The sequence below is a fragment of the Nocardiopsis sp. FIRDI 009 genome, from assembly GCF_003386285.1.
GTDB lineage: Bacteria > Actinomycetota > Actinomycetes > Streptosporangiales > Streptosporangiaceae > Nocardiopsis.
The window spans coordinates 171628-196873 of sequence record NZ_QPNC01000011.1 but is presented as its reverse complement, the minus strand read 5'-3'; the positions used below and the strand labels follow the sequence as shown (position 1 = coordinate 196873).

26 protein-coding genes and 1 tRNA gene are annotated in these 25246 nt (G+C 72.0%); 19 read left to right on the top strand and 8 right to left on the bottom strand.

Annotated elements, in window-relative coordinates; all coding sequences use genetic code 11:
• Positions 1–186: 186 nt before the first annotated feature.
• Genes DVR05_RS10310 through DVR05_RS10295 form a run of 4 tightly spaced genes read left to right on the top strand, consistent with a single transcriptional unit; the run spans position 187 to position 4298 of the window.
• The gene (locus DVR05_RS10310; RefSeq protein ID WP_116245611.1) at positions 187–1125 is read left to right on the top strand and encodes a bifunctional DNA primase/polymerase; all 939 of its coding nucleotides are present in this window, start codon (positions 187–189) and stop codon (positions 1123–1125) included.
• Positions 1122–2627, top strand: a complete 1506-nt coding sequence (locus tag DVR05_RS10305; RefSeq protein WP_116245610.1) for a YfjI family protein — start codon at positions 1122–1124, stop codon at positions 2625–2627. Before DVR05_RS10310 ends, DVR05_RS10305 begins: the two co-directional genes overlap by 4 nt.
• 49 nt (positions 2628–2676) lie before the next feature.
• Complete coding sequence (locus tag DVR05_RS10300) at positions 2677–2892, top strand: AlpA family transcriptional regulator (RefSeq protein ID WP_116245609.1); 216 nt, start codon at positions 2677–2679, stop codon at positions 2890–2892.
• Positions 2892–4298, top strand: a complete 1407-nt coding sequence (locus DVR05_RS10295) for a tyrosine-type recombinase/integrase (RefSeq protein ID WP_116245608.1) — start codon at positions 2892–2894, stop codon at positions 4296–4298. Before DVR05_RS10300 ends, DVR05_RS10295 begins: the two co-directional genes overlap by 1 nt.
• Positions 4299–4421: 123 nt before the next feature.
• Here DVR05_RS10295 and DVR05_RS10290 read toward each other — a convergent pair.
• Positions 4422–4503 (bottom strand) — tRNA-Tyr (locus tag DVR05_RS10290).
• Between the two features lie 234 nt (positions 4504–4737).
• Here DVR05_RS10290 and DVR05_RS10285 point away from each other — a divergent pair.
• Positions 4738–5235 (top strand): YajQ family cyclic di-GMP-binding protein, encoded by a 498-nt coding sequence (locus DVR05_RS10285; RefSeq protein ID WP_116245607.1) that lies wholly within the window; start codon positions 4738–4740, stop codon positions 5233–5235.
• Positions 5236–5303: 68 nt separating this feature from the next.
• On the opposite strand, the gene DVR05_RS10280 is transcribed toward DVR05_RS10285, so the two are convergent.
• Positions 5304–6164 carry a M48 family metalloprotease gene (locus DVR05_RS10280; RefSeq protein WP_116245606.1) on the bottom strand — a complete coding sequence of 287 codons (861 nt, stop codon included), beginning with the start codon at positions 6162–6164 and terminating at the stop codon, positions 5304–5306.
• 531 nt (positions 6165–6695) lie between these two features.
• On the opposite strand from DVR05_RS10280, the gene DVR05_RS10275 reads away from it, so the two are divergent.
• The 6 genes from DVR05_RS10275 to DVR05_RS10250 all read left to right on the top strand — a co-directional run bounded on the left by DVR05_RS10275 (position 6696) and on the right by DVR05_RS10250 (position 11866).
• On the top strand, positions 6696–8549 hold the full coding sequence (locus tag DVR05_RS10275; RefSeq protein ID WP_116245605.1) for a 2-oxoacid:acceptor oxidoreductase subunit alpha: 1854 nt from the start codon (positions 6696–6698) through the stop codon (positions 8547–8549).
• Positions 8539–9627 (top strand): 2-oxoacid:ferredoxin oxidoreductase subunit beta, encoded by a 1089-nt coding sequence (locus tag DVR05_RS10270; RefSeq protein ID WP_369974515.1) that lies wholly within the window; start codon positions 8539–8541, stop codon positions 9625–9627. The genes DVR05_RS10275 and DVR05_RS10270 overlap by 11 nt, the downstream gene beginning before the upstream one ends.
• Positions 9628–9715: 88 nt before the next feature.
• Positions 9716–10378, top strand: coding sequence for an NAD(P)H-binding protein (locus DVR05_RS10265; RefSeq protein WP_116245604.1), 663 nt, complete (start codon positions 9716–9718; stop codon positions 10376–10378).
• Between the two features lie 157 nt (positions 10379–10535).
• Complete coding sequence (locus tag DVR05_RS10260) at positions 10536–11075, top strand: hypothetical protein (protein WP_116245603.1); 540 nt, start codon at positions 10536–10538, stop codon at positions 11073–11075.
• A 293-nt stretch (positions 11076–11368) separates the two neighbouring features.
• Positions 11369–11581, top strand: coding sequence for a hypothetical protein (locus DVR05_RS10255; protein WP_116245602.1), 213 nt, complete (start codon positions 11369–11371; stop codon positions 11579–11581).
• Between the two features lie 78 nt (positions 11582–11659).
• A complete protein-coding gene (locus tag DVR05_RS10250) occupies positions 11660–11866 on the top strand; it encodes a hypothetical protein (protein ID WP_116245601.1) in 207 nt (68 codons plus the stop codon).
• Between the two features lie 59 nt (positions 11867–11925).
• Here the strand turns inward: DVR05_RS10250 and DVR05_RS10245 are convergent, their stop codons facing one another.
• Positions 11926–12465, bottom strand: coding sequence for a GNAT family N-acetyltransferase (locus DVR05_RS10245; protein WP_116245600.1), 540 nt, complete (start codon positions 12463–12465; stop codon positions 11926–11928).
• 174 nt (positions 12466–12639) lie between these two features.
• Between DVR05_RS10245 and DVR05_RS10240 the strand changes: the two genes are divergently transcribed.
• The 3 genes from DVR05_RS10240 to DVR05_RS10230 are packed head-to-tail and all read left to right on the top strand — an operon-like array spanning position 12640 to position 15369.
• Positions 12640–13251, top strand: a complete 612-nt coding sequence (locus DVR05_RS10240) for a Uma2 family endonuclease (RefSeq protein ID WP_116245639.1) — start codon at positions 12640–12642, stop codon at positions 13249–13251.
• A 56-nt stretch (positions 13252–13307) separates the two neighbouring features.
• On the top strand, positions 13308–14213 hold the full coding sequence (gene sigJ / locus DVR05_RS10235) for an RNA polymerase sigma factor SigJ (RefSeq protein ID WP_116245638.1): 906 nt from the start codon (positions 13308–13310) through the stop codon (positions 14211–14213).
• Positions 14214–14217: 4 nt separating this feature from the next.
• Positions 14218–15369, top strand: coding sequence for an NAD(P)/FAD-dependent oxidoreductase (locus DVR05_RS10230; RefSeq protein WP_116245599.1), 1152 nt, complete (start codon positions 14218–14220; stop codon positions 15367–15369).
• Positions 15370–15479: 110 nt separating this feature from the next.
• On the opposite strand, the gene DVR05_RS10225 is transcribed toward DVR05_RS10230, so the two are convergent.
• Positions 15480–15914 (bottom strand): hypothetical protein, encoded by a 435-nt coding sequence (locus DVR05_RS10225; RefSeq protein WP_116245598.1) that lies wholly within the window; start codon positions 15912–15914, stop codon positions 15480–15482.
• 235 nt (positions 15915–16149) lie between these two features.
• Here DVR05_RS10225 and DVR05_RS10220 point away from each other — a divergent pair, with 235 nt between their 5' ends.
• The 3 genes from DVR05_RS10220 to DVR05_RS10210 are packed head-to-tail and all read left to right on the top strand — an operon-like array spanning position 16150 to position 18853.
• Positions 16150–16740 carry a redoxin domain-containing protein gene (locus DVR05_RS10220; RefSeq protein ID WP_116245637.1) on the top strand — a complete coding sequence of 197 codons (591 nt, stop codon included), beginning with the start codon at positions 16150–16152 and terminating at the stop codon, positions 16738–16740.
• On the top strand, positions 16737–17618 hold the full coding sequence (locus DVR05_RS10215) for a cytochrome c biogenesis CcdA family protein (protein ID WP_116245597.1): 882 nt from the start codon (positions 16737–16739) through the stop codon (positions 17616–17618). Before DVR05_RS10220 ends, DVR05_RS10215 begins: the two co-directional genes overlap by 4 nt.
• Positions 17619–17668: 50 nt before the next feature.
• The gene (locus DVR05_RS10210; RefSeq protein WP_116245596.1) at positions 17669–18853 is read left to right on the top strand and encodes an aminotransferase class V-fold PLP-dependent enzyme; all 1185 of its coding nucleotides are present in this window, start codon (positions 17669–17671) and stop codon (positions 18851–18853) included.
• Between the two features lie 48 nt (positions 18854–18901).
• Here the strand turns inward: DVR05_RS10210 and DVR05_RS10205 are convergent, their stop codons facing one another.
• The 4 genes from DVR05_RS10205 to DVR05_RS10190 all read right to left on the bottom strand — a co-directional run bounded on the left by DVR05_RS10205 (position 18902) and on the right by DVR05_RS10190 (position 22625).
• Positions 18902–19663 carry an STAS/SEC14 domain-containing protein gene (locus DVR05_RS10205; RefSeq protein WP_116245595.1) on the bottom strand — a complete coding sequence of 254 codons (762 nt, stop codon included), beginning with the start codon at positions 19661–19663 and terminating at the stop codon, positions 18902–18904.
• Positions 19664–19826: 163 nt separating this feature from the next.
• Positions 19827–20783 (bottom strand): cation diffusion facilitator family transporter, encoded by a 957-nt coding sequence (locus tag DVR05_RS10200; protein ID WP_116245594.1) that lies wholly within the window; start codon positions 20781–20783, stop codon positions 19827–19829.
• A gap of 128 nt (positions 20784–20911) precedes the next feature.
• Entirely contained in the window at positions 20912–21808 is an 897-nt protein-coding gene (locus DVR05_RS10195; protein WP_116245593.1) for a phosphorothioated DNA-binding restriction endonuclease, read from the bottom strand.
• A 115-nt stretch (positions 21809–21923) separates the two neighbouring features.
• The gene (locus DVR05_RS10190) at positions 21924–22625 is read right to left on the bottom strand and encodes a CBS domain-containing protein (RefSeq protein WP_116245592.1); all 702 of its coding nucleotides are present in this window, start codon (positions 22623–22625) and stop codon (positions 21924–21926) included.
• Between the two features lie 268 nt (positions 22626–22893).
• On the opposite strand from DVR05_RS10190, the gene DVR05_RS10185 reads away from it, so the two are divergent.
• Positions 22894–23229 carry a hypothetical protein gene (locus tag DVR05_RS10185; RefSeq protein WP_116245591.1) on the top strand — a complete coding sequence of 112 codons (336 nt, stop codon included), beginning with the start codon at positions 22894–22896 and terminating at the stop codon, positions 23227–23229.
• Positions 23230–23803: 574 nt separating this feature from the next.
• Positions 23804–25246, top strand: a complete 1443-nt coding sequence (locus DVR05_RS10180; protein ID WP_116245636.1) for a PepSY-associated TM helix domain-containing protein — start codon at positions 23804–23806, stop codon at positions 25244–25246.

Genomic DNA, 25246 nt, shown 5'->3' with positions numbered 1-25246 from the left:
TAGCACCCCCGCTAGCGACCAAACCCCTGTCTGACCAGGGGTGTAGCGGATAGCAGCCACTCCAGGAGAACCCGCCAACACACGAAAAAGCGGTCCCGGTGCATAGCCGCCAAGCAACCACCGGGACCGCAGCTCCCAGAAGGAACACCACCCGACCCGACCACGGATCGAGAGGCACCACCCATCATGCAGCACCCCCGCCCGGGCGTCACGCCCTCCGTCCCGCACAGCGTCCTGCCGCACGCCGTCGCGGCCGCCCGTCGCGGCTGGCACGTGTTCCCGCTGCGCACCCGCGCCAAGCGGCCCGTGCGCACCTTCACCGACTGGGAGCGGCACGCTACCCGCGACGAGAACGCCATCCGTGCCTACTGGGGAGTCCACCCCGCCCACAACCTCGCTGTCGCGTGCGGCCCCTCAGGGCTGGTCGTGGTCGACCTGGACACGCCCAAGAATGGCGAGACCCCACCCCCGGAGTGGACGCGCCCCGGCATTACCAACGGGGCCGACGTGCTCACCGCCCTCGCGGAACAGTACGCCGACGGCGACACCGCGTTCCTGGACACGTTCACCGTCACCACTCGCCGGGGCGGGACCCACCTGTACTACGCGACGCCGGAGAACGTGGCCTACCGCAACACTTCCGGCCGGTTGGGGTGGCTGATCGACACCCGCGCCACGGGCGGGTACGTCGTCGGTCCCGGTTCCTACGTGGCCGACCCGGATGGGCGCGGCCCCTACACCGTGACCAACCCCGCCGACGTGGCACCGCTCCCCGGATGGCTGGCAACGCTGCTGGAACCCGCCCGACGTCGCCCGGCCACCTCTGGACAGGTGCACTCCATGCTCGCCTCGCACCCCAGCGCCGCTACCTACGTCACCAAGGCCCTGCGAGGTGAGGAGAACCGTGTGCTGTCCGCCCGGGAGGGACAGCGCAACCACACGCTCAACAAAGCCGCGTTCGCCATCGGGACCCTGGTCGGTGCGGGGATGCTCCCCAAGCACCTGGCAGAGGATGTCCTGACAACGGCTGGTCTCCAGACCGGTCTCGACCCGAACGAGGTCGACGCCACCGTGCATAGCGGCCTCCAGGCCGGGATCGCACGCCCGCGGGGAGCCGCCGCGTGAACCCCAACAACGGCCAACCGGACGCCGGGCAGGGGTGGGACGCCCCCACTCCGCTCGGTGCCCACAGCACCCTTCCCGCCTTCCCCGCCGACTGCCTGCCCGACTGGGTAGCCGCCTTCGTCAAAGCGGTCGCGGAAGAGACCCAGACCCCGGTGGACGCCGCCGGATGCGTCGCCCTGGCCGCGCTGTCCACCGCCGCCGGGGGACGCGCCATCGTCCAAGTCCGAGGCACCTACACCGAACCGGTCAACCTGTTCACCGTGGTCGCGTTGCCGCCCGCCTCACGGAAGTCAGCGGTGTTCCGCGCGATCACCTCACCCATCCTCAAGGTCGAAGCGGAGCTGACCGAGAGGGTCAAACCGCAGATCGTGGAAGCGGAGTTGGCGCGGGAGGTGGCCGCCGGGGTCGCTGAGAAGGCCAAGGCCAAGGCCGTCTCGTCCAAGGGAGCCCCGGACGCGCTCGCGGACGCCTCGGACGCCGCTGCCGCGATCGATGACATCGATATCCCGGTCATCCCGCAGCTGGTGGCCGACGACGTCACCCCCGAGCGGGCCGCGTCCATTCTGTGCGACCAGGGCGGCAGGCTCGCCGTGCTGTCTGCGGAGGGCGGGATCTTCCAGATCCTCGCGGGCCGCTACTCCGGCGCTCCGAACTTCGATCTGTTCCTCAAAGGCCACGCCGGGGACATGCTGCGTGTCGACCGGCGAGACCGCACCGAGCATGTGGAGACGGCCGTTCTGACCCTGGGTCTGGCGGTGCAACCGGACGTGATCCGGGAGATCGCGACCGGCCCCGGTTTCCGTGGCAAGGGACTGTTGGGGCGGTTCCTGTACGCGCTGCCCGAGTCCAACATCGGCACCCGCAACGTCGACCCCACTCCGGTTCCCGCCGATGTGGCCGCGACTTATGAGGAGCGGCTGATGCGGATGGTGGTGCACTTGTTCGACTGGACCGACCCCATTCGCCTCCAACTCTCACCGCAGGCCGACCAGGCCCGCCTGGACTACGCCCGGAAGTTGGAACCGCGCCTGCACCCGCGCACCGGGGACCTGGGGCACATGTCGGACTGGGCTGGCAAGTCCGTCGGCGCGATCGTGCGCATCGCCGCTCTGCTACATCTGGCGGACAACCCGGTCGACGGTTACCGGCTCCCCATCGGGGGCGAGACCATGTCCGCCGCGATCCGGATCGGGGAGTACTTCACCCGCCACGCCGAAGCCGCCTTCGACCACATGGGCGCCGACCCCGAGACCGAGCGCGCCCGCCTGGTCCTGGACTGGCTCCACCGCAAGAAGCCCACCCGGTTCACCGTCCGCGAGGCGTTCTCCGGCCTGCCGCGCGGCACCTTCCCCAAGGTCGCCGACGTCCACCCCGCCCTGGAACTGCTGGAGGGCTACGGCTGGATCGCGATGGAGCCCCCGCCCCCGCGCAACCCGAAGGGAGGTCGCCCGCCCTCGCCCGCCTACCAGGTTCACCCGCAGATCAGCGGCCCCGGTGCATAGCCGCCAAGCAACCGCCGGGACCGCAGTACCCAGAAGGAGAAGCACACCCATGCCGAAGAACGCGATCCCGCGTCCCCGGACCCCTGACCCCCTGCTGACGCTCCCCGAGGTGCTGGCGGAGCTGAAGGTTCCTCGGAGCACCTTCGACGACTGGCGCAAGAAGGGGCTCGCACCCCGGTACGCCAAGCTGCCCAACGGTCAGCTGCGTGTCCGCCGGAGCGACCTCGACAACTGGCTGGCCGAACGCATGGGGGAGGTCGCCTGATGCCGTACTCCAACGATGTCGTGTTCTACCGGTTGGCCAAGCGGAAGCGGAAGCGCGGCCACGGTGTCCGCTGGGCGGTGGCCGGTAGGCAGTTCTCGAAGTGGTTCATCACTGAGGCCCTCGCGGACAACGAGCGGACCAAGCTCAAGCAGCTGGCCAAGGACGGGGAGTCCTTCTGCACGGAGACCGGGCAACCGGAGTCCATCGCCCGCGAGCTCCAGGCCGTGAGCTTCTACCAGCTGGCCTGCGACTTCGTGGACCTGAAATGGCCGAAGGCCGCCGCCAAGTCCCGCGCGGGGATGGCGGAGGCGCTCGCGGTCATCACCCCGGCGCTGGTCAAGTCCACCCGAGGAATGCCCGACGCCAAGGTGCTGCGGGAGGCCCTCTACCAGTGGGCGTTCCACGCGGAGCGTCGCAAGGAGGGGCCGCCGCCAGCGGAGCACGAGAAGGCGATTGCGTGGATCCAGGCCAACTCGCTCAAGGTCACCGAGTTGGATTCCTCGCGGCGGTCGGAGCTGATCAGGCGGGCGCTCGACACCCTCGCGCTGAGGCTCGACGGCAAGCCCGCCGCGGCGAAGACCGTCGCCCGCAAGCGCGCCGCGTTCTCCGGGGTCCTCAACTACGCCGTGGAGAGGGACATCTTCCCCGCCAGCCCTTTGGGCAAGGTCTCCTGGGAAGCGCCGAAGACCACCGACCAGGTCGACCGGCGCCGCCTTCCAGGACCCGATCTGATGGACCGCCTCCTGGCCGCCGTGGAGGATGAACGACCCGACCTGGTGGCGTTCTACGGCTGTGCGTACTACGCCATGATGCGCCCCGGGGAAATCGTCGCCCTCGACCGCGACGCCTGCGTGTCGTTGCCCTCGACCGGCTGGGGGATGCTCTGTTTCGAGGACTCCAAGCCCCGAGCGGGCAGCGGGTGGACGGACTCCGGAGAACCCCACGACGACCGGCAGCTCAAGCACCGGGCCGAGACAGAGACTCGGAACGTCCCGATCCCTCCGCGACTGGTGGCGCTGCTCCGTCGCCACCTCGACCAGTTCGTGGAGGCCGGGCAGGACCACCTGTTCCGGGGCAAGCGCGGAGGTCCGCTGAGCGAGAGCACCTACGGTCGTGTGTGGCAGGGGATCCGCCGGAAGGTCCTCACCTCGAAGCAGGTCAAGTCAGGGCTCGCTGAGCGGGTCTACGACCTGCGAGCCGCGGGGATCTCCCTTGGGCTGAACGCCGGGGTTCCGGTTCCCGTCCTGGCGGAGCGCGCGGGACACAGCCCGGCCGTCCTGATGAAGGTCTACGCCGGATGTCTCGAAGGCCGCGACTGGCTCTGGAACGCCCGTCTGGAGGCCGCGTTCGACGGACACGATCCGGACACCGGATCGGGGGATGACACGCCCGGGATCGCGGCCTGAGAGTGTCCCAAGAAGCGTTCCACAGCTGTTCCAAGGACAGCCGTGAACCGCCGTGAATGACCGGGAATGCAAGACACCCCAGCGACCGACGTTTCCGCTGGTCACTGGGGTGTCTTCCCAGTGTGGCAGGTCAAGGATTCGAACCTTGGAAGGCAAAGCCGACGGATTTACAGTCCGCTCCCATTGGCCACTCGGGCAACCTGCCTGGGCTGCGGCGACGTGTTCGTCGCGACGCATGTAAGAGACTAGCGGATGATCGGTCCAAACCTGAAATCGGTTTGTCCGCGCCCCCTCCAGCAGGGCCTTCGGGCGTCCCGGCCGGTGCGCGGCTAAGCTCGTGACCCCGCCCGACCGGACCTGCCGGTGCGGGCCGGACGAGACCGCGCGGGCGCCCGACGAGCGCCCGCTACCCATGACAGACAACGGGGTGTGAGCGTACGTGGCCGCCGAATCCAGTTTCGACGTCGTGTCCAAACTCGACCGTCAGGAGGTCGACAACGCCCTGAACCAGGCGGGCAAGGAGCTGGCCCAGCGGTTCGACTTCAAGGGCACCGGAACCACCATCGCCTGGCAGGGCGAGAACGGGATCGAGATCAGGAGCGGCTCCGAGGAGCGCGCCACGGCGGCTCTGGAGGTCTTCAAGGAGAAGCTCATCAAGCGCAAGATCTCCCTGAAGGTCCTGGACCCGGCCGACGAGCCCAAGCCCTCCGGCAAGGAGTACCGCCTCCCCGTCAACCTCAAGGAGGGCATCTCCTCCGAGGACGCCAAGAAGATCTCCAAGCTCATCCGCGACGAGGGCCCCAAGGGCGTCAAGGCGCAGATCCAGGGTGACGAGCTGCGCGTCAGCTCCAAGAAGAAGGACGACCTCCAGAGCGTCATGAAGCTCATCGAGGCCAAGGACTTCGACCTGGCCCTCCAGTTCGTCAACTACCGGTAACCGCCCCCGGTACCGGACGCCGCGGCCGTCCCCCCGCCCCTGTCGGGGGCGGACGGCCGCGGCGCGTCTCAGCCCAGGTCCCAGTCGCGGCCCAGCTCGCGCAGCCGCCGCACGCGCTCGGCCACCGGCGGGTGCGCGGAGAACAGCCGACCGACCCCGTCCGGGAAGGGGTTGGTGGTCATCAGGTGCGCCGAGGCCAGCAGGGGGCGTTCCCGCGGCAGCGGATGGGCACGGCTGCCCGCGTCCAGCCTGCGCAGCGCGCTCGACAGGGCCTCCGGGTCGCCGGTCAGCCGAGCGGCCTCCTCGTCGGCCCGGAACTCCCGTCGGCGCCCCACTCCGAAGTGGACCACCAGGGCCGCCAGGGGCGCCAGCAGGGCCAGCAGCAGCCCGCCCAGGAGGTTGGGCATGTCGGTCTCCTCCGACTCGCCCAGGGGCAGCAGGAAGGTGACCATCGACAGCGCGGCGATGAGCCCGGTCAGAGTGGTCGCCACGGAGCTGATGACGGTGTCGTGGGCGCGGATGTGCGCCAGCTCGTGCGCCAGCACGGCGCGGAGTTCGCGCTCGTCGAGGGTGCGCAGCAGCCCCGTGGTGCAGCACACCGCCGCCCGGCGCGGGCCGCGCCCCGTGGCGAAGGCGTTGGGGGTGCGCACCTGTGACAGGTACATCCGGGGCATCGGCTGCCGGGCGGCCGTGGCCAGTTCGCGGACGATCCGGTACAGCTCCGGCTGCTCGATCTCGCTCACCGGATGGGCCCGCATCGCGCGCAACGCCAGGGTCTCGCCGAACAGGTACACCAGCACCCCGGCGCACACGACCAGCGCCAGGCAGAACTGGGCCCCGGCGGCGGCCCCGAACAGCCAGCCGGCGGCCACGAGGAGGACTCCGGCACCGACGAACAGACCGACCGCACGGACCGCGTTGACGTGCACGCCGCCACCCCCTCTGAACCGGATCCGCGCCCGCTTTGGATGCGTACATGGTGACAAACGTGCGGGTCGGCGTCTTGCGTTCCCCATGTGGCCAGCTGTCCGTCACATCCCCGGGCCGAGCTCCACCCACCCGCTGTGACAATCGCCACCCGGAAGAGAACCGGCCGCGGGCGACGACCTATAGTGCGAACGTGGCCCTTATCACCAGGGCGTGTTCGGTGGCTCCCACCCGTCGCGAGCGCGGGGTGCGTCCATCGGACCCGCACCGCAGGCATCGGTCCGGGCCCGGCCCGGACCGATGGGAGAGCGGCCGTGTCGTCGATGGCTGGCCCTTCACGACCCGACCGCCGCGGCGACGCCGCGACACGCGAGGCCGGGTTGGCGCGCCCGGTCCCCGCGAGGGCCGCACCCGCTGTCCCCACGCCCGCGGACCGGCCGTCCAGCCAGGCGCGACACGACCCGTCCGGGGCTGACAACCGAGCGCCGCCGCCCGACACGACAGGCGGCTCACCAAGGAGGTCGTCGATCTCAGTGGCCAAACAGATCGAACAGCTCGACCGCGTCATCATCCGCTTCGCCGGCGACTCCGGCGACGGGATGCAGCTGACCGGTGACCGTTTCACCCAGGAGACCGCGTCGTTCGGCAACGACCTGTCGACACTGCCGAACTTTCCCGCGGAGATCCGCGCCCCCGCCGGCACCCTGCCCGGGGTGTCCAGTTTCCAGTTGCACTTCGCCGACCACGACATCATGACGCCGGGCGACGCCCCGGACGTACTGGTGGCGATGAACCCCGCCGCGCTCAAGGCCAACCTCGGCGACCTGCCCCGGGGGGCGACGGTGATCGTCAACACCGACGAGTTCACCCGGCGCAGCCTGGCCAAGGTCGGCTACGACGTCGACCCGCTCACCGACGGCACGCTCGACGGGTTCAAGGTCAGCGCGGTCCCGTTGACCTCCCTGACCGTGGCGGCGCTGGCGGAGAGCGACGTGTCGAAGAAGGACGCGCAGCGGGCGAAGAACATGTTCGCGCTCGGCCTCCTGTCCTGGATGTACAACCGGCCGACCGAGGGCACGACGTCCTTCCTCAAGTCGAAGTTCGCCGCCAAGCCCGACATCCTGGCCGCCAACCTGACCGCCTTCCAGGCCGGGTGGAACTTCGGGGAGACCACCGAGGACTTCGCGGTCTCCTACGAGATCAAACCGGCGCGGCTGCCCTCGGGCACCTACCGGAACATCACCGGCAACCTCGCCACCGCCTACGGGCTGATCGCCGGGTCCCAGCGGTCCGGGCTCCCGCTCTTCCTGGGCTCCTACCCGATCACCCCGGCCTCGGACATCCTCCACGAACTGTCCCGGCACAAGCGGTTCGGGGTCCGCACCTTCCAGGCCGAGGACGAGATCGCCGGGGTCGGCGCGGCGCTGGGCGCGGCGTTCGGCGGCGCGCTGGGTGTGACGACCACGTCGGGCCCGGGCATGGTGCTCAAGCAGGAGACGGTCGGCCTGGCCGTGATGACCGAACTCCCGCTGGTGGTGGTCGACGTGCAGCGCGCGGGACCGAGCACCGGCATGCCGACCAAGACCGAGCAGACCGACCTGCTCATGGCCCTGTACGGGCGCAACGGCGAGTCACCGCTGCCGGTGGTGGCGCCGGCCTCGCCGGCGGACTGCTTCGACACGGCGGTCGAGGCCGTCCGTCTGGCTGTCACCTACCGCACACCGGTGGTGATGCTCTCGGACGGATACCTGGCCAACGGGTCGGAGCCCTGGCGGCTCCCGGAGGTCGACGCGCTGCCCGTGATCGATCCCGGGTTCGCCACCGGGCCCAACGGCCCCGACGACTCCTTCCTCCCCTACCTGAGGGACGATGAGACGCTGGCCCGCCCGTGGGCGGTGCCCGGGACGGCGGGGCTGGAGCACCGGATCGGCGGTATCGAGAAGCACGCCGAGACGGGTGACATCTCCTACACCCCCGCCAACCACGACCTCATGGTCCGCACCCGGCAGGGCAAGATCGACGCCATCGCGCGCGACATCCCTCCGGTGGAGGTGTCCGACCCGACCGGCGACGCCGACGTGCTGGTCCTGGGCTGGGGCGGCACCTACGGGTCGATCACGGCTGCGGTGCGCCGGGTCAGGCGCGCGGGCGGGCGGGTCGCCCAGGCCCACCTGCGCCACCTCAACCCGTTCCCGGCCAACCTCGGCGAGGTGCTGCGCCGCTACGACCGGGTGGTGGTCCCGGAGATCAACCTCGGCCAGCTGGCCCTGCTGCTGCGCGGCAGGTACCTGGTCGACGTCATCGGTTACAACAAGGTCCGCGGTCTGCCGTTCCGGGCCGAGGAGCTGGCGGGCGTGCTTCAGGAGGTCATCGACCGTGGTGAGTGAGAACGGGGGCGCGGTGCGCGGCGCGGCGAACGGGAGCGGCGAGGGTCCGGGCGGACTGAGCCTGGTCCCCACGACCGACACCGCCTACAAGGCGAAGGACTTCAAGTCCGGGCAGGAGGTGCGCTGGTGCCCGGGCTGCGGCGACTACGCGATCCTCGCGGCCTTCCAGTCCTTCCTCCCGGAGCTGGGCGTCCCGCGTGAGAACATCGTGATCGTGTCGGGGATCGGCTGCTCCTCCCGGTTCCCCTACTACCTCAGCACCTACGGGATGCACTCGATCCACGGGCGCGCCCCGGCCATCGCCACCGGGTTGGCGAGCAGTCGGCCGGACCTGTCGGTGTGGGTGGTGACCGGTGACGGGGACGGGCTGTCGATCGGCGGCAACCACCTCATCCACGCGCTGCGGCGCAACGTCAACATCAACGTCCTGCTGTTCAACAACCGGATCTACGGGCTGACCAAGGGCCAGTACTCCCCGACCTCCGAGACCGGCAAGGTCACCAAGTCCTCGCCGGTCGGCTCGCTCGACCACCCGTTCAACCCGGTGTCGCTGGCGCTGGGGGCGGAGGCCGGGTTCGTGGCGCGCACGGTCGACTCCGACCGCAGGCACCTGACGTCGGTGCTGCGGGCGGCGGCGGACCACCCGGGTGCGTCCTTCGTGGAGATCTACCAGAACTGCCCGATCTTCAACGACGACGCGTTCGAGCCGCTCAAGGACCCGTCCTCGCGGGACACGCGGCTGCTGCGCATGGAGCACGGCGAGCCGCTGCGGCTGGGGCCGGACCGTGGCGTGGTCGCCGGGGAGTTCGGCGGGCTGGAGGTCGTGGACGTCGACTCCGTCGGCGAGGAGCGGCTGATCCGGCACGACGCGCACCGCGAGGACCCAGGGTACGCGTTCGCGCTGTCGCGGCTGGACCAGCCCGCGTTCGAGCACGTGCCGATCGGGGTGTTCCGCGACGTGCGGCGCCCCACCTACGACGAGCTGCTGAACGAGCAGATCGCCGACGCGCGCGCCGCGCGGGGCGAGGGCGACCTGGCGTCGCTGCTGGCCAGCGGGGACACCTGGACGGTCGAGTAGACCGAACCCTCGGCCCGGGAGGGCGCGGGCCGGTCCCGGCTCCGGCCCGCCCCGTCCGCCGCCGGGGCCGAGGCAATACGCTTCGGGCATGCGTATCGTCATCGCCGGAGGGCACGGGAAGATCGCGCTGCGTCTGGCCAGACTGCTGGCCGACCGCGGCGACGAACCCGTCTCCCTCATCCGCAACCCCGACCACGCCCAGGACGTCCGCGACGCCGGGGCGGAGCCCGTGGTGGTGGACCTGGAGAAGGCCACCGTCACCGAGTTGACCGAGAAGATCATGAACGCCGACGGCGTGGTCTTCGCTGCCGGGGCCGGTCCCGGCAGCGGCGTGCCCCGCAAGGACACCGTGGACCGCGCGGCCGCCGTCCTGACCGCGGACGCGGCCTCGCTGGCCGGTGTGCGCCGTCTGATCCAGATCTCGGCCATCGGGGTGGACGAGCCCGTCCCCGAGGGCACCGACGAGGTCTGGGCGGCCTACGTGGCGGCCAAGCGCGCCGCCGACGCCGACCTGCGGGAACGTCATCTGGAGCTGGACTGGACGATCCTGCGGCCGGGACGGCTGACCGACGAGCCCGGGACCGGCCTGGTGGCGCTCGGCCCGGACGTCGAACGCGCCGAGGTGACCCGGGACGACGTGGCCGCGGTGATCCTCGCCCTGTTGGAGGAACCGGGGACGATCGGCAGGACTCTCAACCTGGTGAACGGTGCGACACCCGTCGCTGAGGCGGTCCGCGACGCCGCGTCCTAGGGGTACGGGACGGTTCGGGCGTTCTGTGGCCAGACGGGCCCACAGGAGGCATCATGGATCCGGAGCCCGGCGGAATCCCGCCATGCCGGACGCGGACGACCGGGAGCCTCCCGGCGGGTGAAGCAGCTCCGATCAGAGCAGATGGGTACGGTTATTCATGAGCGTCACACAGGTCGTGAGGGACAGCACGGTCGTCGAGCACGCGAAGGTCGCCGCGCAGCAGAAGCGCCGGATGTTCATCGTCCAGCTCGACGCCAACGCCTACGACGAGAAGGACAGCAAGCTGCGCCCCGGCCTGACCCGCATCCTGGAGGGGATCGAGGAGGCGGGGTGGCGCCTGGAGATGACGGCGCCGAGTGAGTCCGAAGAGACGGCCTCGCGCCTGTTCATCTTCCGTCCGGACGCGTCGGCGGCCCAGGGCACCGCCCAGGCCGAGGCCCAGCAGCCCGCTCCGCAGCCGGACCACTCCGGCCAGCAGCAGGCGTACCCGCACACGGGAGCGCAGCAGGCGTACGACCCGTACGCGGGCTACGCCCAGCAGCAGCCGGGGTACGGGCAGCAACCCGGCTATGACCAGCACCAGTACCCGGGTTACGACCCGCAGCAGTACCCCGGCTACGGCCAGCAGCCCGGCTACGGCCAGCAGCCGGGGTACGGACAGCAGTACCCGGGATACGGGCAGCAGCAGGGCTGGTAGCCGCTCCCCCGATCCGAAGGGCCCGCGCGCCGCGCGGGCCCTTTTTCGTGTGCGCCTTCCGCACCGGCCTCCGGAGGACTCGCCGAGGGACCACGCGCGCCGTGTTCTCAGTTCGGTTACGGGGCGCGGGCGTGTTGGCGCGACATGTCCGTCATGTCGTGCGCGAGGCCAGAGAAATCCCGAGGAACCTCTGGATTCTTCCCCGAAAGCACCCCGAGCACGCGCCTGACTACGCTAAGTTATTTCCGGCGGCTACAGCCACCCCATTTTGGATCTTCCGAAAGGTGACCTCCATGACACGTATCGCCAAGGCCTCCGGTCTCGTCCTCGCCACCGGCCTCGCCCTCGGTGCCCTGACCGGCACCGCCGCCGCGGACAACAACGCCAACGTGCAGAACATCACCGTGCCGATCTGCGCCGACATCCTCCAGTTCGCGGGTGTGAGCGTCGACGGCTGCAACGTCATCGACAAGGACGCCAACGGCAACGTCAGCATCAACCGCTAACGACGGGCACGCACCCCGGGGGCCGAGCGGCCTCCACCGAACCAACGATCGCATCGCCAACCGACAAGGACCAACACCATGAAGCGCTTCTCCACCGCCTCCGGCCTCATCCTCGCCACCGGCCTCGCCCTCGGCGCCATGACCGGCACCGCCGCCGCGGACAACAACGCCGACGTCCAGAACATCACCGTGCCGATCTGCGCCGACGTCATCGACGTGTCCCTGGTCGAGCTGGACGGCTGCAACGTGGTCGACAGCAGCGCCAACAACAACATCCACAACTGATCCCGCTGAGGGGCGAACGCGGGGCACGGCTCGAACCGTGCCCCGTCGTCCCTCCGGCGTCACCGGCCGCCGCACAGCGCGAGGGCGACGCCCTCCGCCGGGTCGGTGGCCAGCCGCGCGTGCGCCCCGACGTCGAAGCGCTCGACCCCGTAGCACAGCCGGGCCCGCCGCACCCCCTCGGGACGGAACCCGGCCCGCAGCGCCACCGCGCACGAACCCGGGTTGTTGACCCGGTGCTCCAACTCCAGTCGGTGCAGCCCCAGGGCGCCGAAGGCGTGCTCGGCGGCGAGGGCCGCCCCCGCGGACGCCACGCCCCGCCCCCGCTCGGCGGGATGGGTCCAGTAGGACACCCAGCCGGTGTCGTGGCCCGGGTCGGTCACCGCCACCTCGACGTGGCCGAGCACCGGCCCGTCACCCTCGACGACCGCGAACGCCAGCGCCCGCCCGTCGGCGGCGCGGTCCCGGCGCCGGTCGATCCACTCCAGTGCCAGCGCCCGCGTGCGCGGCACGAGCGCGGTCTGCCGCCCCAGATCACGGTCCTCGAACGCCCCCACCAGACGGTCGGCGTCCCCCGGACACCACTCCCGCAGTCGGTACACCCGGCCCCTCCCCCGCGTGGTCCACGAACGGGCCACGGTAGGGCGCGACACGCCGCCGGGCAAGGGGGTTCCGTGGCGTGAGAGGCGGGCTGGATTCTCCGGGAAACCGCCCGGTAACCGAGCGTGCTTTCGCCATGCTGGTCATCATGCGGGCAAGGAGGCAGTATGGCTGTCATGACCATCAGGCGCACGGAAGCACCCGAGCGGCGTCTGACCGTGGACGACCTGGAGCACACACCGGACGACGGACGGCGGTACGAACTGGTCGACGGGCGGCTTGACGTGTCACCGGCCCCCAAGCCCATCCACATGCGGGTCGCCTACCGTCTCGGAAGCCATCTCGGCGTCGCCTGCGACGATGCGTTCGAGATCGGTGAGGCTCCCGGAATCAACCTCAACGCCGACGGGACCCACCACCGGATCCCCGACCTGGCGGTCTTCGACTGCGAACTCCCCGACGAGGGTTACTTCCAGGTCCCGCCGCTGCTCGCGGTGGAGATCGTGTCCCCCGAGAGCGTCTTCAGGGACAACCACACCAAGCGCCGCGAGTACGCGGCCTTCGGCGTCCCGTCCTACTGGATCATCAACCCGCTCGCCGACAAGGTCGGCATCGTCGAGTTCCGGCTGGAGGACGGCCAGTACCAGGAGGTCACCCAAACCTACGGCGAGGAGGTCTTCGAGACCGAACTCCCCTTCCCCGTCCGCTTCGTGCCGCACTGGCTGGTCGCGAACGGACCCTGGAGGAAGAACATCGGCGGCCCCGCCGAGGACACCGGCACCGAGTGACCCACGCCACCGCCCCGGGATGTCACGCCCGGGGCACCGCGCCGCGTCTACCCGACATGACCACCGATGTCTTCGAAGAGCACCGCTCCCTCCTCACCGGGGTGGCCTACCGCATCCTCGGCAGCGCCGCCGACGCCGAGGACGTGACCCAGGAAACCTGGCTGCGCTGGAACACCGTCGACCCCGCCACCGTCGACGACCCGCGCGCCTACCTGGTCACCGTCGCCTCCCGGATCGCCCTCGACCGGCTCCGCTCCGCCCGGCACCGACGCGAGTCCTACGTCGGCGCATGGCTCCCCGAACCGGTCAGCGACCTGCCCGACGGGGCCGACCACGCCGAACTCGCCGACTCGGTGGAGTACGCGCTCCTCGTCGTCCTGGAGACCCTCAGCCCCCTGGAACGCGCGGTCTTCGTGCTCCGCGAGGCCTTCCAGTTCCCCTACGCGCGCATCGGCGAGGTCATCGGCCGCGAGGAGGCCGCCGCCCGGCAACTCGCCCGGCGCGCCCGCGACCACGTGCGCGAACGGCGCCCCCGGTTCGACGCCGACCGGGATTCCCGGCGCCGGATCACCGAACGCTTCCTCCGAGCGTGCCTGGAGGGCGACCTCGACGGCCTCACCGCCCTGCTGGCCGACGACGCGACGCTGATCGGCGACGGCGGTGGAAGGGTCAGGGCGCCGCTGCGGGCCCTGCAGGGGGTTCGGAAGGTCTCCGCCTTCCTGCACGCCATCGCCCAGGAGCGCAACACCCGGCGCTTCCTCGACTCCACCGGAGTCGACGACCTCGCACGCCTGGAGACGGGGGTGATGGAGGTCAACGGCGCCCCGGCGGCCTACGCCGCGGTGGACGGCCGCGTCGTGCTGCTGCTCGTGCTGGACGTGGCCGACGACCTGGTCCGACACGTCTACCTCGTCGCCAATCCGGAGAAGATGTCACGTCTGCGCGCCCCCGCCTCGTCCTGACGGTATGGACATCACCGTTGTGGGCGGTGGCCTCGCCGGACTGACCGCGGCCATCGCCAGCGCCGAGAGGGGCGCGAACGTCACCCTGTGGGAGGCGCACGAGCGGCTGGGCGGCAGGGCCCGCTCGACCGAGCCGCCGTACGTGGTCAACGACGGCCCGCACGCCCTGTACAGCGACGGGGCACCGTACGCGTGGCTGGCCGACCGTGACCTCCTCCCGCCGCTCCTTGAGCCGACCGCGGCCTTCCTCGCCGGGACGCGGTTCCGGCACGGGGGCCGGGTGGGCCGTCTGCCGTCGGCCGGTCTGATCGGGGCGATCCGGAGACGGAGGCTGCGGGCCCCGCGCGACCGGGACTTCGCCGCGTGGGGGCGGGAGAACCTGGGTGTGGCCGCCACCCGCGCGGTCTGCGGGTTCCTGGGGGTGACCACCTACGAGGCGGACCCGGGACGGCTCTCGGCGGAGTTCGTGTGGGAGCGCTTCACCCGGGTGACCGCACTGCGCTCCCCCTCCGTCCGCTACCCGCGCGGCGGCTGGGGTTCCCTGGTGGGGCGGATGGCGTCACGGGCGGAGGAGATGGGGGTGCGGATCGAGACCGGCGTCCGGGTGACGGAACTCCCGGGCACGCCGACGATCGTGGCGACCGCGCTCCCCTCCGCCCGGTCGCTGCTCGGCGACGGCGCCCTGGCCTGGGAGAGCGGGCACTCCCTTCTCGTGGACCTGGGGCTGCGGCGGCGGGCGAAGGATCCGACGATCGTGTTCGACCTCGACGAGTCCGGGTTCGTCGAGTGCTACTCCTTCCTCGACCGGGGGATCGTCCCCGAAGGCGAGACCCTGTACCAGGCGCAGCTCCCGGTGCGCGCGGACGAGTCACGCGGGGACGTCACGGCGCGCATGGAACACCTGCTGGAAGACGCCCTGCCCGGCTGGCGCGAGCGGGTCACCTGGCGACGCGACCAGATGTGCCGGGGGCGGACGGGCGCCCTCGACCTGCCGGGCCGCACGTGGCGGGACCGGCCCGCGATCGACCAGGGCGACGGCGTCTTCCTCGCGGGGGACGCGGTGGCGGCTCCGGGGTTGCTGGGCGAGGTGTCCATCGCCAGCGGGATCGCCGCCGCCGAGGCCGCCGCCACCGGGGCGCGGGTCTTCGTGGCGTAGGGGACCGGGCCGCTCCGGCCGGTGGCGGAGCGGCCCGGTCCCGGGCACGGTGGCGCCGACGCCCGCCGGGGCGTCGGCGTCCGCCTCCGGGTCGACGGACCCGGTTCGGTCTACACGTGCTTCCGGCTCAGCCCGTAGAGCGAGGCCGCCGCCACCAGACCGTAGATAGCGTGTCCCAACAGGCTCATCATCGACATCTGCCCCATCGGGAACAGCGCCATGCCGAGCATCGCGGGCATGAGGATGAGACCACCGATGATCCACAGCGCGACACCGTAGGCCAGGCCCGCCCCGAGGGTGGCCCACACGTGGTCGGCGTACGCGCCCGCCAGGACCCCGAACACCACACCGAAGACGGCGGAGATCGCCAGGTGCACCACCGCACCCACGACCGCGTTCTCACTGCCGACCAGCATGGCGACCATCGGCAGCATGCCCGTCATGGCCATCAGGACCCCGAAGACGACACCACCGATCACACCGGCCACCGCACCCCTCCAGGCGTGCGTCATGGCGTGCGAGCGAGCGTGAGCGATCGTGGACATGACCGACACCTCCCAGGTGATCCGGGCTCGTGGCACGAACCCGGGATGTGACACGCCTCACTTAGTGGAGTACCCTCACGCGGGCCATTGGTCACATTGGTCACGTCGGGCGCTCCGTTCACGGCGCTTTCCGGTGGACGCGGCCCTTCGGAGGAAGGGAGCCGCCGTGGACCGCGCGGACGCGTTCTGGTTCGCTGGGATCCTCCCCTCACCCGCGACCGACCCCGAGGTGACCATGACGATCACGTCCCCCTCCGAACGCCGCCTCCCAGCCCTGGCGGCGGTGGTGACGGCCGCCGTCCTGGGCCTGACCGCCTGCGCCGCCGACCCCGGGGAGGTCGCCGACGGCTCCGCCGAGGCTCCCGCGACCCGGGGACCGGACGGCTCGGGGACGGACGCCGCCCCTGCGGAGGTCCCCGACGCGCTGGCGTTCGACACCCGGACCGTGGACGGCGACGACTTCTCCGGCTCCTCGCTCACGGGTGAGCCCGCCGTGCTGTGGTTCTGGGCCCCGTGGTGCACGGTCTGCCGGGGCGAGGCCGCGGGCGTGCTCGACGCGGCCGACCGGCACTCCGGTGACGTGGCGTTCCTCGGTGTCGCCGGACTCGGCGAGGTGGACGCCATGCGCGGCTTCGTCTCCGACACCGGAACCGGGGAGATGACCCACCTGGTGGACGAGGACGGATCGATCTGGTCGGGCTTCGGCGTCGCCAGCCAGCCCGCCTTCGCCTTCCTCGGCGCAGACGGATCCGTCGAGACGGTCCAGGGCACCCTCACCGACGACGACCTCGACGCCCGCGTCGAGGCGCTCACCGAGGGGTCATGAGCCAGATTCCGTTCGCGATCGCCCTGGTGGCGGGCATGCTCGCGGTGCTCAACCCGTGCGGTTTCGCCCTGCTGCCGGGCTACCTGGCGCTCCTGGTCGCCTCGGACGACGGGACCGGCGGGGGCGGCCCGGCGGCGGGTGGGGCCCGGTGGCGCCCGCTCGGCCGCGCCCTGGCCACGACGGCGGCCATGACCGGTGGCTTCACGCTCGTCTTCGCGGGCTTCGGGCTGGTCGTCGCCCCGCTCGCGCTGTCGGTGGAGCGCCACCTGCCGTGGGTGACGGTGGTGATCGGCGCCGCCCTGGTGGGACTGGGCGCGTGGCTGGCGGCGGGCCGGGAGATCACGCTGCTGCTGCCCAAGCCCTCCCCCGGGCGGCCCGCCCGTTCCCCGCGCTGGGCCCTGGTCTACGGGATCACGTACGCGATCGCGTCGCTGTCCTGCACGGTCGGCCCGTTCCTCGCCCTGACCACGGCGGCACTGCGGTCGACCAGCCCGGTCGGGGTGGTGGCCGTGTTCCTGGCGTACGCGCTGGGGATGGGGTTGGTCGTCGGCGTCCTGACCGTGGCCGTCGCGCTGGCCCGGGACTCGGTGGCCGCGCGCCTGCGCCGGGCCATGCCGTACGTGACGCGCGCCGGGGGCGTACTGCTCGTCCTGGCCGGCCTGTACGTGGCCTACTACGGGTGGTTCGAGCTGCGCGTCCTCTCCGGAGAGGCGGCCCGGGACCCCGTCGTGGGGGCGGCGACCCGCGTGCAGTCGGAGCTGGTCCGCCTGCTGGAATCCGTCGGCCCGGCGTGGACCGCGCTCGCCCTGGCGGCCCTCGTCGCGGGCGCCGGCGGGCTGGGATGGCGGCGTTCCCGACGCGGTTCCCGCCCCCGTTAGGGCGTGTTCCGCGGACACGTACTCCACTCACACCACGGGAAAGGATACACATGATCGACATCGACGCCGTCCGGGCCGACACCCCCGGCTGCGGGGGGCGGATCTTCCTCGACAGCGCCGGATCCTCCCTGCCGCCCGCGCCCGTCCTCGACGAGGTGATCACCCACCTGCGGCGCGAGGCGGAGATCGGCGGCTACCGTGCCCACGCCGAACGGGAACAGGACGTGGAGGCGGGCCACGCCGTGTTCGCCGACCTCCTCGGCTGCGCACCCGACGAGGTCGCCTTCACCGACAGCGCCACCCGGTCGTGGCTGACCCTGGCCGGGTCGGTTCCCCTCGGGGCGGGGGACCGCGTCCTGGTCACCGAGGCCGAGTACGGCGCGAACGCCGTCGCGCTGCTGCGCCTGGCCGAACACCACGGCGCGCGCGTGGACGTCGTCCCCTCGGACGCCTCGGGGGCGATGTCGGTCGAGGCCCTGCGGGAGACATTGGACGAGCGCGTCAGGCTGCTCTCCCTCGTCCACGTACCGAGCAACTCCGGACTGACCAACCCCGTCCGCGCCGCGACCGAGGCGGCGCACGAGGCGGGTGCCCTGGTCCTGCTCGACGCCTGCCAGTCCGTCGGCCAGCTGCCGGTGCGCATGGACGACCTGGGGGTCGACATGCTCTCCGGGACGGGGCGCAAGTGGCTGCGCGGTCCCCGGGGAACCGGCTTCCTCGCGGTCCGCCGTTCGGCCGCCGAACGCCTGCGGCCGCTCCTGGTCGATCACTCCGGCGCGGAGTGGGACAGCGCCACCACCTACCGGCTCCGCGACGACGCCCGCGTCCACCAACTGTGGGAGTACGGCGTGGCCGAGCGCCTGGGGTTGATCGCCGCCGCCCGCTACGCGCTGGACCTCGGGGTGGAGGCGATCGCCGAGGCCGTCGCCGACCGCGCCGGACGGCTGCGGCGGGGTCTGGCCGGGGTCGAGGGCGTGGAGGTCGCCGACATCGGAACCGACCACAACGGGATCGTCACGTTCACCTGTGCCGGGGCGGAGCCGAGGCGGGTGGCGGCGGCGCTGTGGGAGGCGGGTGTGGCCGTCACGGTGAGCCGCCGCGAGTCCACCCGGTTCGACATGGAGCGGCGGGGGCTGGAGGCGGTGGTCCGCGCCTCGCCGCACTACTTCGTCTCGCACGACGACCTCGACCGGGCGGTGGACGCGCTCGACGGGGTCCTGCGCGGCGGCGGGTGAGGCGACCGGCGGGCGGGGCGCGGGTGTCACGGGTTTTCCGGGCGTGCCTCAGTCCCCGTCGGTCGGCCCCGACGCTCCCGCCGCCCAGGCGACGGCGTCGTCGAGGTCGTCGTAGTCGAAGTGCCGCAGCTCGGCCCGGACGAAGTGGTTGGCCAGGTGGGGCATCAGGTCGGCGAGCCTGCTGTCCGCCGCCAGCGCCACCCTGCGGACCCGTCGGTGGTGGTCGCGGACGAAGCGCAGGTGGCGCAGGAGGCTCGTGATGTTCTCCCAGCCGGGGAAGTCACGGGTGTGGACGACGATTCCGGCCAGTTCGTCGTGCGTGTCGAGCCAGGTGTCCGCCGTCTGCGCCAGCGCGTCGAAGTCCTGGACCCGCAGCGGCGCCTCGATCTCGGCCACGAGGACCTGGGAGTCGGGGTCGAGGCGGTGGGACAGACCCGGCCCCTCGGGCAGGGCGGCCAGCCAGCGGAGGGCCTCGTCGCGGTCGTCGACGTCGAAGACGCGCACCGGGCACGGCGCCAGGAACCGTCCGAGACGGGTCGCCCTGCGGATCCATTCGGTGTCGGTCACGACCGCGCAGCCCTCGAAGAGCCGCATGGCGCCCATCCCGACCTTGAGGTCCTCCCAGGCGGCCCCGGGGGTGAAGGAGTCGAACTCCGGGCCGAACTCGCAGAGCACGCGGACCCGGCGCCCCTCGCGCCGGGCCTCGTCGACGATCGGTTCGACCACCGTCTCGTAGTCGTCCTTGGTGACGGAGCCGACGGCCTTCAGGGCGTCGACACCGGCGGGCGCGTCCGGGATCCGCTCCAGCATGGTCCTCTCCTCTTCACAACCGTCACGCGGCTCGGTCAGCGGGAGGGAGGGCAGGGGGTGCCGTCCACGGTCTACCCCGGAGCGTCACCGGGTACACACGGTGCGCTCCGGGCGGCGGTCCACGTGGCCGTGCACCGGCTGGCCCACGGTCGGGAGGGCTGGGTCACTCGTCGGCCGTGGGCACGGCGGTCCCGTCGGCGGTCTGGCGGGAGCGCATGAGGTCGGGCTCGATGTAGATGAGCGTGGCGATCGGCACCTCCCGGCGGACGCGCGCCTCGGCGGCGTCGATGGCGCGGGTGACCCGCACGGCGTCGTCCTCTCCGTCGACCGCCACCTTGGCGGCCACCAGCAGCTCGTCCGGTCCCAGGTGCATGGTGCGCATGTGGATGACGGAGTCGATGTCCTCGGTGCCGGCGATGGCGCGCTCGATCCGGCGCACGTGCTCCTCTGTGGCGGACTCGCCGACCAGGAGGCTCTTCATCTCGACGGCCAGGACGACGGCGATCGCGACGAGCAGCAGACCGATCGCGGCGGTGCCCAGGCCGTCGTAGACGCCGTCGCCGGTGATGAGGGTCAGGCCGACACCGATGAGCGCGAACACCAGGCCGAGGAGGGCGCCCGCGTCCTCCAGGAGGATGACCGGCAGCTCGGGCGACTTGGAACGGCGGATGAACTCGACCCAGCCCGCCTTGCCGCGGACGGCGTTGGACTCCTTGATGGCCGTGCGCATGGCCATCGACTCCAGGACGATGGCGACGCCCAGCACGGCGATCGGGACCCAGCGCCACTCCTCGATCGGGTGGGGGTCGGAGATCTTGTGCCAGGCCTCGTAGAGCGCGAACAGACCGCCGACGCTGAAGAGCACGATCGCGACGAGGAAGGCGTAGATGTAGCGTTCGCGGCCGTAGCCGAAGGGGTGCGCGGCGGTGGCGTCGCGCTTGGCCCGCCTGCCGCCGAGGAGGAGCAGGCCCTGGTTGCCGGAGTCGGCCACGGAGTGGATGGACTCCGCCAGCATGGCCGAGGAGCCGGTGAGGAGGAACGCCATGAACTTGGTGGCGGCGATCCCGAGATTGGCCCCCAACGCCACCACGACGGCCTTGGTACTTCCTTCAGCAGCCACTGCGCTCTTCTCTCTGCTCTTCCGGCTCGGTCCGGGTCGCATCCTAGCGATGCCGGGTGTCGCAGGTCATACCCGAGGTGAACGGAGGCCGTCCACCGGCCGGAGACGGTCGGTGGACGGCGTCCGGGTCACCCGGCCGGGGCCACCGGATCGCCGCGGAAGACCTCGCGGCCGTGCCAGTCGACGTGGTCGGGTTCGACGGCGGGGTCCGCGCCCCCGGGGCGGTTCAGCGGTCGCCCCGCCAGGGAGGTCACGAGCCGCTCCGAGGCCGGGGAGCGCCCCCTGAACCGGGTGGAGACGGCGACGGTGTGGTCCCGCGAGAGCCCGAGGACGCCCCGGTCGAACAGCCGGTGGTGGATCGAGCACAGGCACAGGCCGTTGGTGAGGTCGTCGGGGCCGCCCAGCGCCCACCAGCGCACGTGCGCGGCCTCCAGTGCCACGGGGCCGCCGTCGATCCACCCGTCGTAGCCGCAGAAGGCGCACCGGTGGTCGTAGGAGTCCAGGACCAGGTCCCGGAAGCCGGGGTCACGGCGTCCCGCGACGAGGCGGACGTCGTCGGTCCCGACGGCCCCGGTGTCCGGGGCGAGCCCGGCGAGCGTGCAGATCTCCGCGTGCAGGGAGGGTTCGAAGTTCGCGTCGAGCAGGTGGCGCGCGATACGGGTGGTCAGGCCGGGGTCCCGCGACAGGGCCGCGGACAGCTCCGGGCTCAGGCTTCCGCGCGCGCCCTCACGCCGTAGCTCCGTGGCGCTGGCGGCGTCGCACTCCCGCCCGTCCACGGTGGTGACCCGCCACAGGCCGTCGCTGGTCAGGTGGTGGAACGGGTAGGCGGGCGAGGTCCGCCGGGGTGGGCCGAACTCCCGCAGGAGGTGGGCCAGGTGTCGCTCCGCCTCGCTGTAGGGGATCGGGCGGGCACCGTGGCGCTGGTGGTACCCGAGCGCGTAGAGCAGCAGGAGGGGTTTGTGGGGGGCGCGGTAACCGTTGCGGTTCCAGCGTCTGATCGCCGCGACCCGGTCGATCCAGTCCATCCGGCGACCCTAGCGCTCCCGGATCCGGCTGGGGAGGTCGAGTCCCGCCCGGTCGTGGGCGTGGTCGCCCCGTGCGGGGCGACCACGCCCACGCCTCGCGCCGCGCGGCACCGCCTCACGGGGTCACGGACCGCCAGCGGACGTGTTCGGGGATGATGTCGTCGACGTGCCAGTCGATGTCGGAGTCGACGGACACCACCCCCTCGATCCGCTGGGCGCGCCGCACCAACTCCTGGGCCTCGCTGCGCAACCGCACGGTCCCGGTCATGTGGACGACGCCGTCGGAGACCGTCGCGGTCGGCTCCTCGTCGCGCGCCCGGTTCATGACCTCGGCGATCTCACCGCGCACCTCGTCGGCGATCTCGGCGTCCCCGCGCAGGAACACCCGCAGCAGGTCGGACCGGCTCACGATCCCGACCAGGCGCCCCTCCTCGTCCACCACCGGCAGGTGCTTGACGCCGCGCCGCTCCATCAGCCGCGCCGCCTCGACCACGCTGCTGTCGGGTCCCACCGTCACGGCCGGGCGCGTCATGAGTTCGGCCGCGCTCGTGGCCCGGGCCTTGTCCCGCGCCGCTCCGCCGACACCCAGGCGGGCGCGCAGACGGGCACGCGGCGGCGGGATGTAGTCACCGCCCTTGAACTCCTCCTTGTGGAGCAGGTCCTCCTCCGACACCACCCCGACCACGCGCCCCTCGGCGTCGGTCACCGGCAGAGCGCCCACGTGGTGGTCGACCAGCGCTTCGAGGACCTCCCGGTAACCGGCGTCCTCGGTGACGGCGACGACCTGGGACGTCATGACACTGCGGACCGTACTCATCACGGAACCCCCTCGTCCGTCGGGCCGCCGACCCGTGTGAACACGGACGCGCGGCCGTCGAGTCCCCTTCCAGGCTACCCCCGGCACCGGCTCCGACCGGGGGGAACGGAGTCCGGTGTGGGGCGGTCGGGTGCGGACCGCGATCGTGATCGGGCGGCAAAGACACGGCAGCCGGTCGGCGTTGCCCGCCCACCTCCGTCGCTCCGGGCCATTGAATGAGCACGTTGGGAAACACCCCGTCCGTCGAGCATGACTGGAGTACCCGAACGTGTTGAAACGCCTCGCCGCCACCGCCGCCACCGCCGCGGTGGCGCTGCCGTTGTTCGCCGCGCCCGCCCACGCCGCCGAGGGGGTCGTCCTCTTCAGGCACGACCTGGCGAACAACCCCGTCACCGTGGCCGTCGACCCCGCCGAGGGCTGCCACACCGTCCCGCAGGTGCTCCCCGGCCTGCCCTCCGCCGAGCGGGCCAAGAACCGCACCGACGCGCTCCTCCGCTTCTACGCCGCGCCCGACTGCCATCACCCCGTCGGCCGCAAAGCGCTGCCCGGTGACGTCGTGAACGTCCGGGGCGCGATGTCCTTCGAGGTCATCGACCTGGAGTAGCTCCGGGGGCACCGGCGGCGGCCGCGCACGGCGAGTGTCCGTGCGCGGCGTGTCGTTGGCGGGGGCAATGATGACCGTTGTCATGAGGGGGTGTCGGAACACGCCCTCGACGACCGTACGCGCAAGGACGTCACACGACCGTGCCCACCCCCAGGAGCCCCAGATCGCACGCCCCTCCCCACCGCGCGCGTCCGTGCCGCTGGACCCGGCCTTCCTCCGGCGGTGGACGGGCAACGCCGCCTCCGGTCTGGCCGCGTGGGCGATGCCGTTCATCCCCGGCCCGGCCGTCCTGGCCGCCCGCACCGCCGGGTTCCTCGCCGGACTGGGCGCGCTGACCGCCGCCGGGTACTCCGCGACCAACGTCCTCCTCCCGGCGGTCAGCCGCGACGCGTTCGGCACCGAGGCGGTGCTCGTCGTGTGCGCGGCCCTGTGCTTGCTCGCTCCGGGCACCGCCGCGCTCGCCCCGGGTCGAAGCACGTCGGCGCGGGAACCGGACAGGCCGCGCGAACGACCTGAACAGGGAGGACAAGCACCACGATCGGCGCGCGGCGCCGACGATGAGGAGAACGCCGCCATGACACAGGACGAGGACGCACCCCCCGAGGACGCGGCGGAACGGACGCGACCCGGGGCATGGACGGCGCTCCGGCCGCTGGTCCTGCGGCTGCACTTCTACGCCGGGGTGTCCGTCGCCCCGTTCATCCTGGTCGCGGCGGTCACCGGCCTGCTGTACGTGTGGACGCCGCAGATCGAGAACGCCGCCTACGCCGACCTGCTGCGCGTCGAACCCGCCGGGGAGACCCTGCCGTTGCACGAACAGGTGCGGGTGGCGCGGGAGGAACTGCCGGACGCCGAACTCGACGCGGTGCGCCCGCCCGCGACTGGGGAGGACGCCACGCGGGTGCTGTTCGACGTGCCCGGGTTGGAGTCGGGGCAGCGGGCGGCGGTGTTCGTCGATCCCTACGGCGGCGACGTGCTCGGGGTGACCGAGTCCTACGGCACCAGCGGCGCGCTGCCCGTGCGCACGTGGATCGAGGTGTTCCACGCCAACCTGCACCTGGGTGACGTCGGACGCCTGTACAGCGAACTCGCGGCGAGCTGGCTGTGGGTGGTCGCGCTGGGCGGCGTCGCGCTGTGGATCGCCCGGGCGCGGCGGTCGCGGGGCGGGGCGCGGCGCGCGCTGCTGCCCGGTTCGGGGACGTCCCGGGGGCGGGCGCGTTCGGTCTCGCTGCACGGCGCCACCGGCCTGTGGATCACGGTGGGTCTGCTCTTCCTGTCGGCGACCGGGATGACGTGGTCGCAGTACGCGGGCGGCAACATCGCCGACCTGCGGGAGAGGCTGTCCTGGGCGACCCCGTCGGTGTCCGCGCGGGCCCCGGTCACCTCGCCCGGCGTGGATCTGGGGGTGGACGCCGTGCTGGCCAGCGCGCGGGAGGCCGGACTGGACGGCCCCGTCGAGATCGCCTATCCGCCGACGCCCGCCTCGCCCTACGTGGTCCGGCAGCTCGACCGGCTCTGGCCGACACGGGCGGACAGCGCGGCGATCGCGCCGGACACGGCGGAGGTCACCGACGTGGTGCGGTTCGCCGACTACCCGCTGACGGCCAAGTTCACCCGGTGGGGGATCGACGCCCACATGGGGCTGCTGTTCGGGGTGGCCAACCAGGTGGCACTGACCGTGCTGGCCGTGGCGCTGCTGGCCGTCGTCGTCTGGGGTTACCGGATGTGGTGGCAGCGGCGGCCCACGCGGTCGCGGGCGCTGGGGGTCGGCCGCCCCTACCCGCGTGGCGCCTTCCGCGCCCTGTCGCCGCCGCTGCGGGCGGCGGTCGTGGTCGTCCTGGTCGCGGTCGGCTGGGCGGCGCCGCTGGTGGGGGTGTCGCTGCTGGCGTTCCTGACCGTGGACGCCGTCCTCGGGTGGCTCGCGCGACGGGGCGGTCGGGCGGCGGTCGAGGCGGACGCGGTGGCGCGGCCGCGTGGGCGGGATGAGACACTGACCGGGACCTCATATACCCCCTGA

Coding starts and splice junctions, on each gene's coding strand:
- sigJ (WP_116245638.1), top strand. CDS start 13,308: ATGACCACCGATGTCTTCGAAGAGCACCGCTCCCTCCTCACCGGGGTG.
- DVR05_RS10190 (WP_116245592.1), bottom strand. CDS start 22,625: ATGAGTACGGTCCGCAGTGTCATGACGTCCCAGGTCGTCGCCGTCACC.
- DVR05_RS10180 (WP_116245636.1), top strand. CDS start 23,804: ATGACACAGGACGAGGACGCACCCCCCGAGGACGCGGCGGAACGGACG.
- DVR05_RS10240 (WP_116245639.1), top strand. CDS start 12,640: ATGACCATCAGGCGCACGGAAGCACCCGAGCGGCGTCTGACCGTGGAC.
- DVR05_RS10300 (WP_116245609.1), top strand. CDS start 2,677: ATGCCGAAGAACGCGATCCCGCGTCCCCGGACCCCTGACCCCCTGCTG.
- DVR05_RS10230 (WP_116245599.1), top strand. CDS start 14,218: ATGGACATCACCGTTGTGGGCGGTGGCCTCGCCGGACTGACCGCGGCC.
- DVR05_RS10195 (WP_116245593.1), bottom strand. CDS start 21,808: ATGGACTGGATCGACCGGGTCGCGGCGATCAGACGCTGGAACCGCAAC.
- DVR05_RS10210 (WP_116245596.1), top strand. CDS start 17,669: ATGATCGACATCGACGCCGTCCGGGCCGACACCCCCGGCTGCGGGGGG.
- DVR05_RS10215 (WP_116245597.1), top strand. CDS start 16,737: ATGAGCCAGATTCCGTTCGCGATCGCCCTGGTGGCGGGCATGCTCGCG.
- DVR05_RS10260 (WP_116245603.1), top strand. CDS start 10,536: ATGAGCGTCACACAGGTCGTGAGGGACAGCACGGTCGTCGAGCACGCG.
- DVR05_RS10310 (WP_116245611.1), top strand. CDS start 187: ATGCAGCACCCCCGCCCGGGCGTCACGCCCTCCGTCCCGCACAGCGTC.
- DVR05_RS10220 (WP_116245637.1), top strand. CDS start 16,150: ATGACGATCACGTCCCCCTCCGAACGCCGCCTCCCAGCCCTGGCGGCG.
- DVR05_RS10225 (WP_116245598.1), bottom strand. CDS start 15,914: ATGTCCACGATCGCTCACGCTCGCTCGCACGCCATGACGCACGCCTGG.
- DVR05_RS10205 (WP_116245595.1), bottom strand. CDS start 19,663: ATGCTGGAGCGGATCCCGGACGCGCCCGCCGGTGTCGACGCCCTGAAG.
- DVR05_RS10255 (WP_116245602.1), top strand. CDS start 11,369: ATGACACGTATCGCCAAGGCCTCCGGTCTCGTCCTCGCCACCGGCCTC.
- DVR05_RS10250 (WP_116245601.1), top strand. CDS start 11,660: ATGAAGCGCTTCTCCACCGCCTCCGGCCTCATCCTCGCCACCGGCCTC.
- DVR05_RS10295 (WP_116245608.1), top strand. CDS start 2,892: ATGCCGTACTCCAACGATGTCGTGTTCTACCGGTTGGCCAAGCGGAAG.
- DVR05_RS10265 (WP_116245604.1), top strand. CDS start 9,716: ATGCGTATCGTCATCGCCGGAGGGCACGGGAAGATCGCGCTGCGTCTG.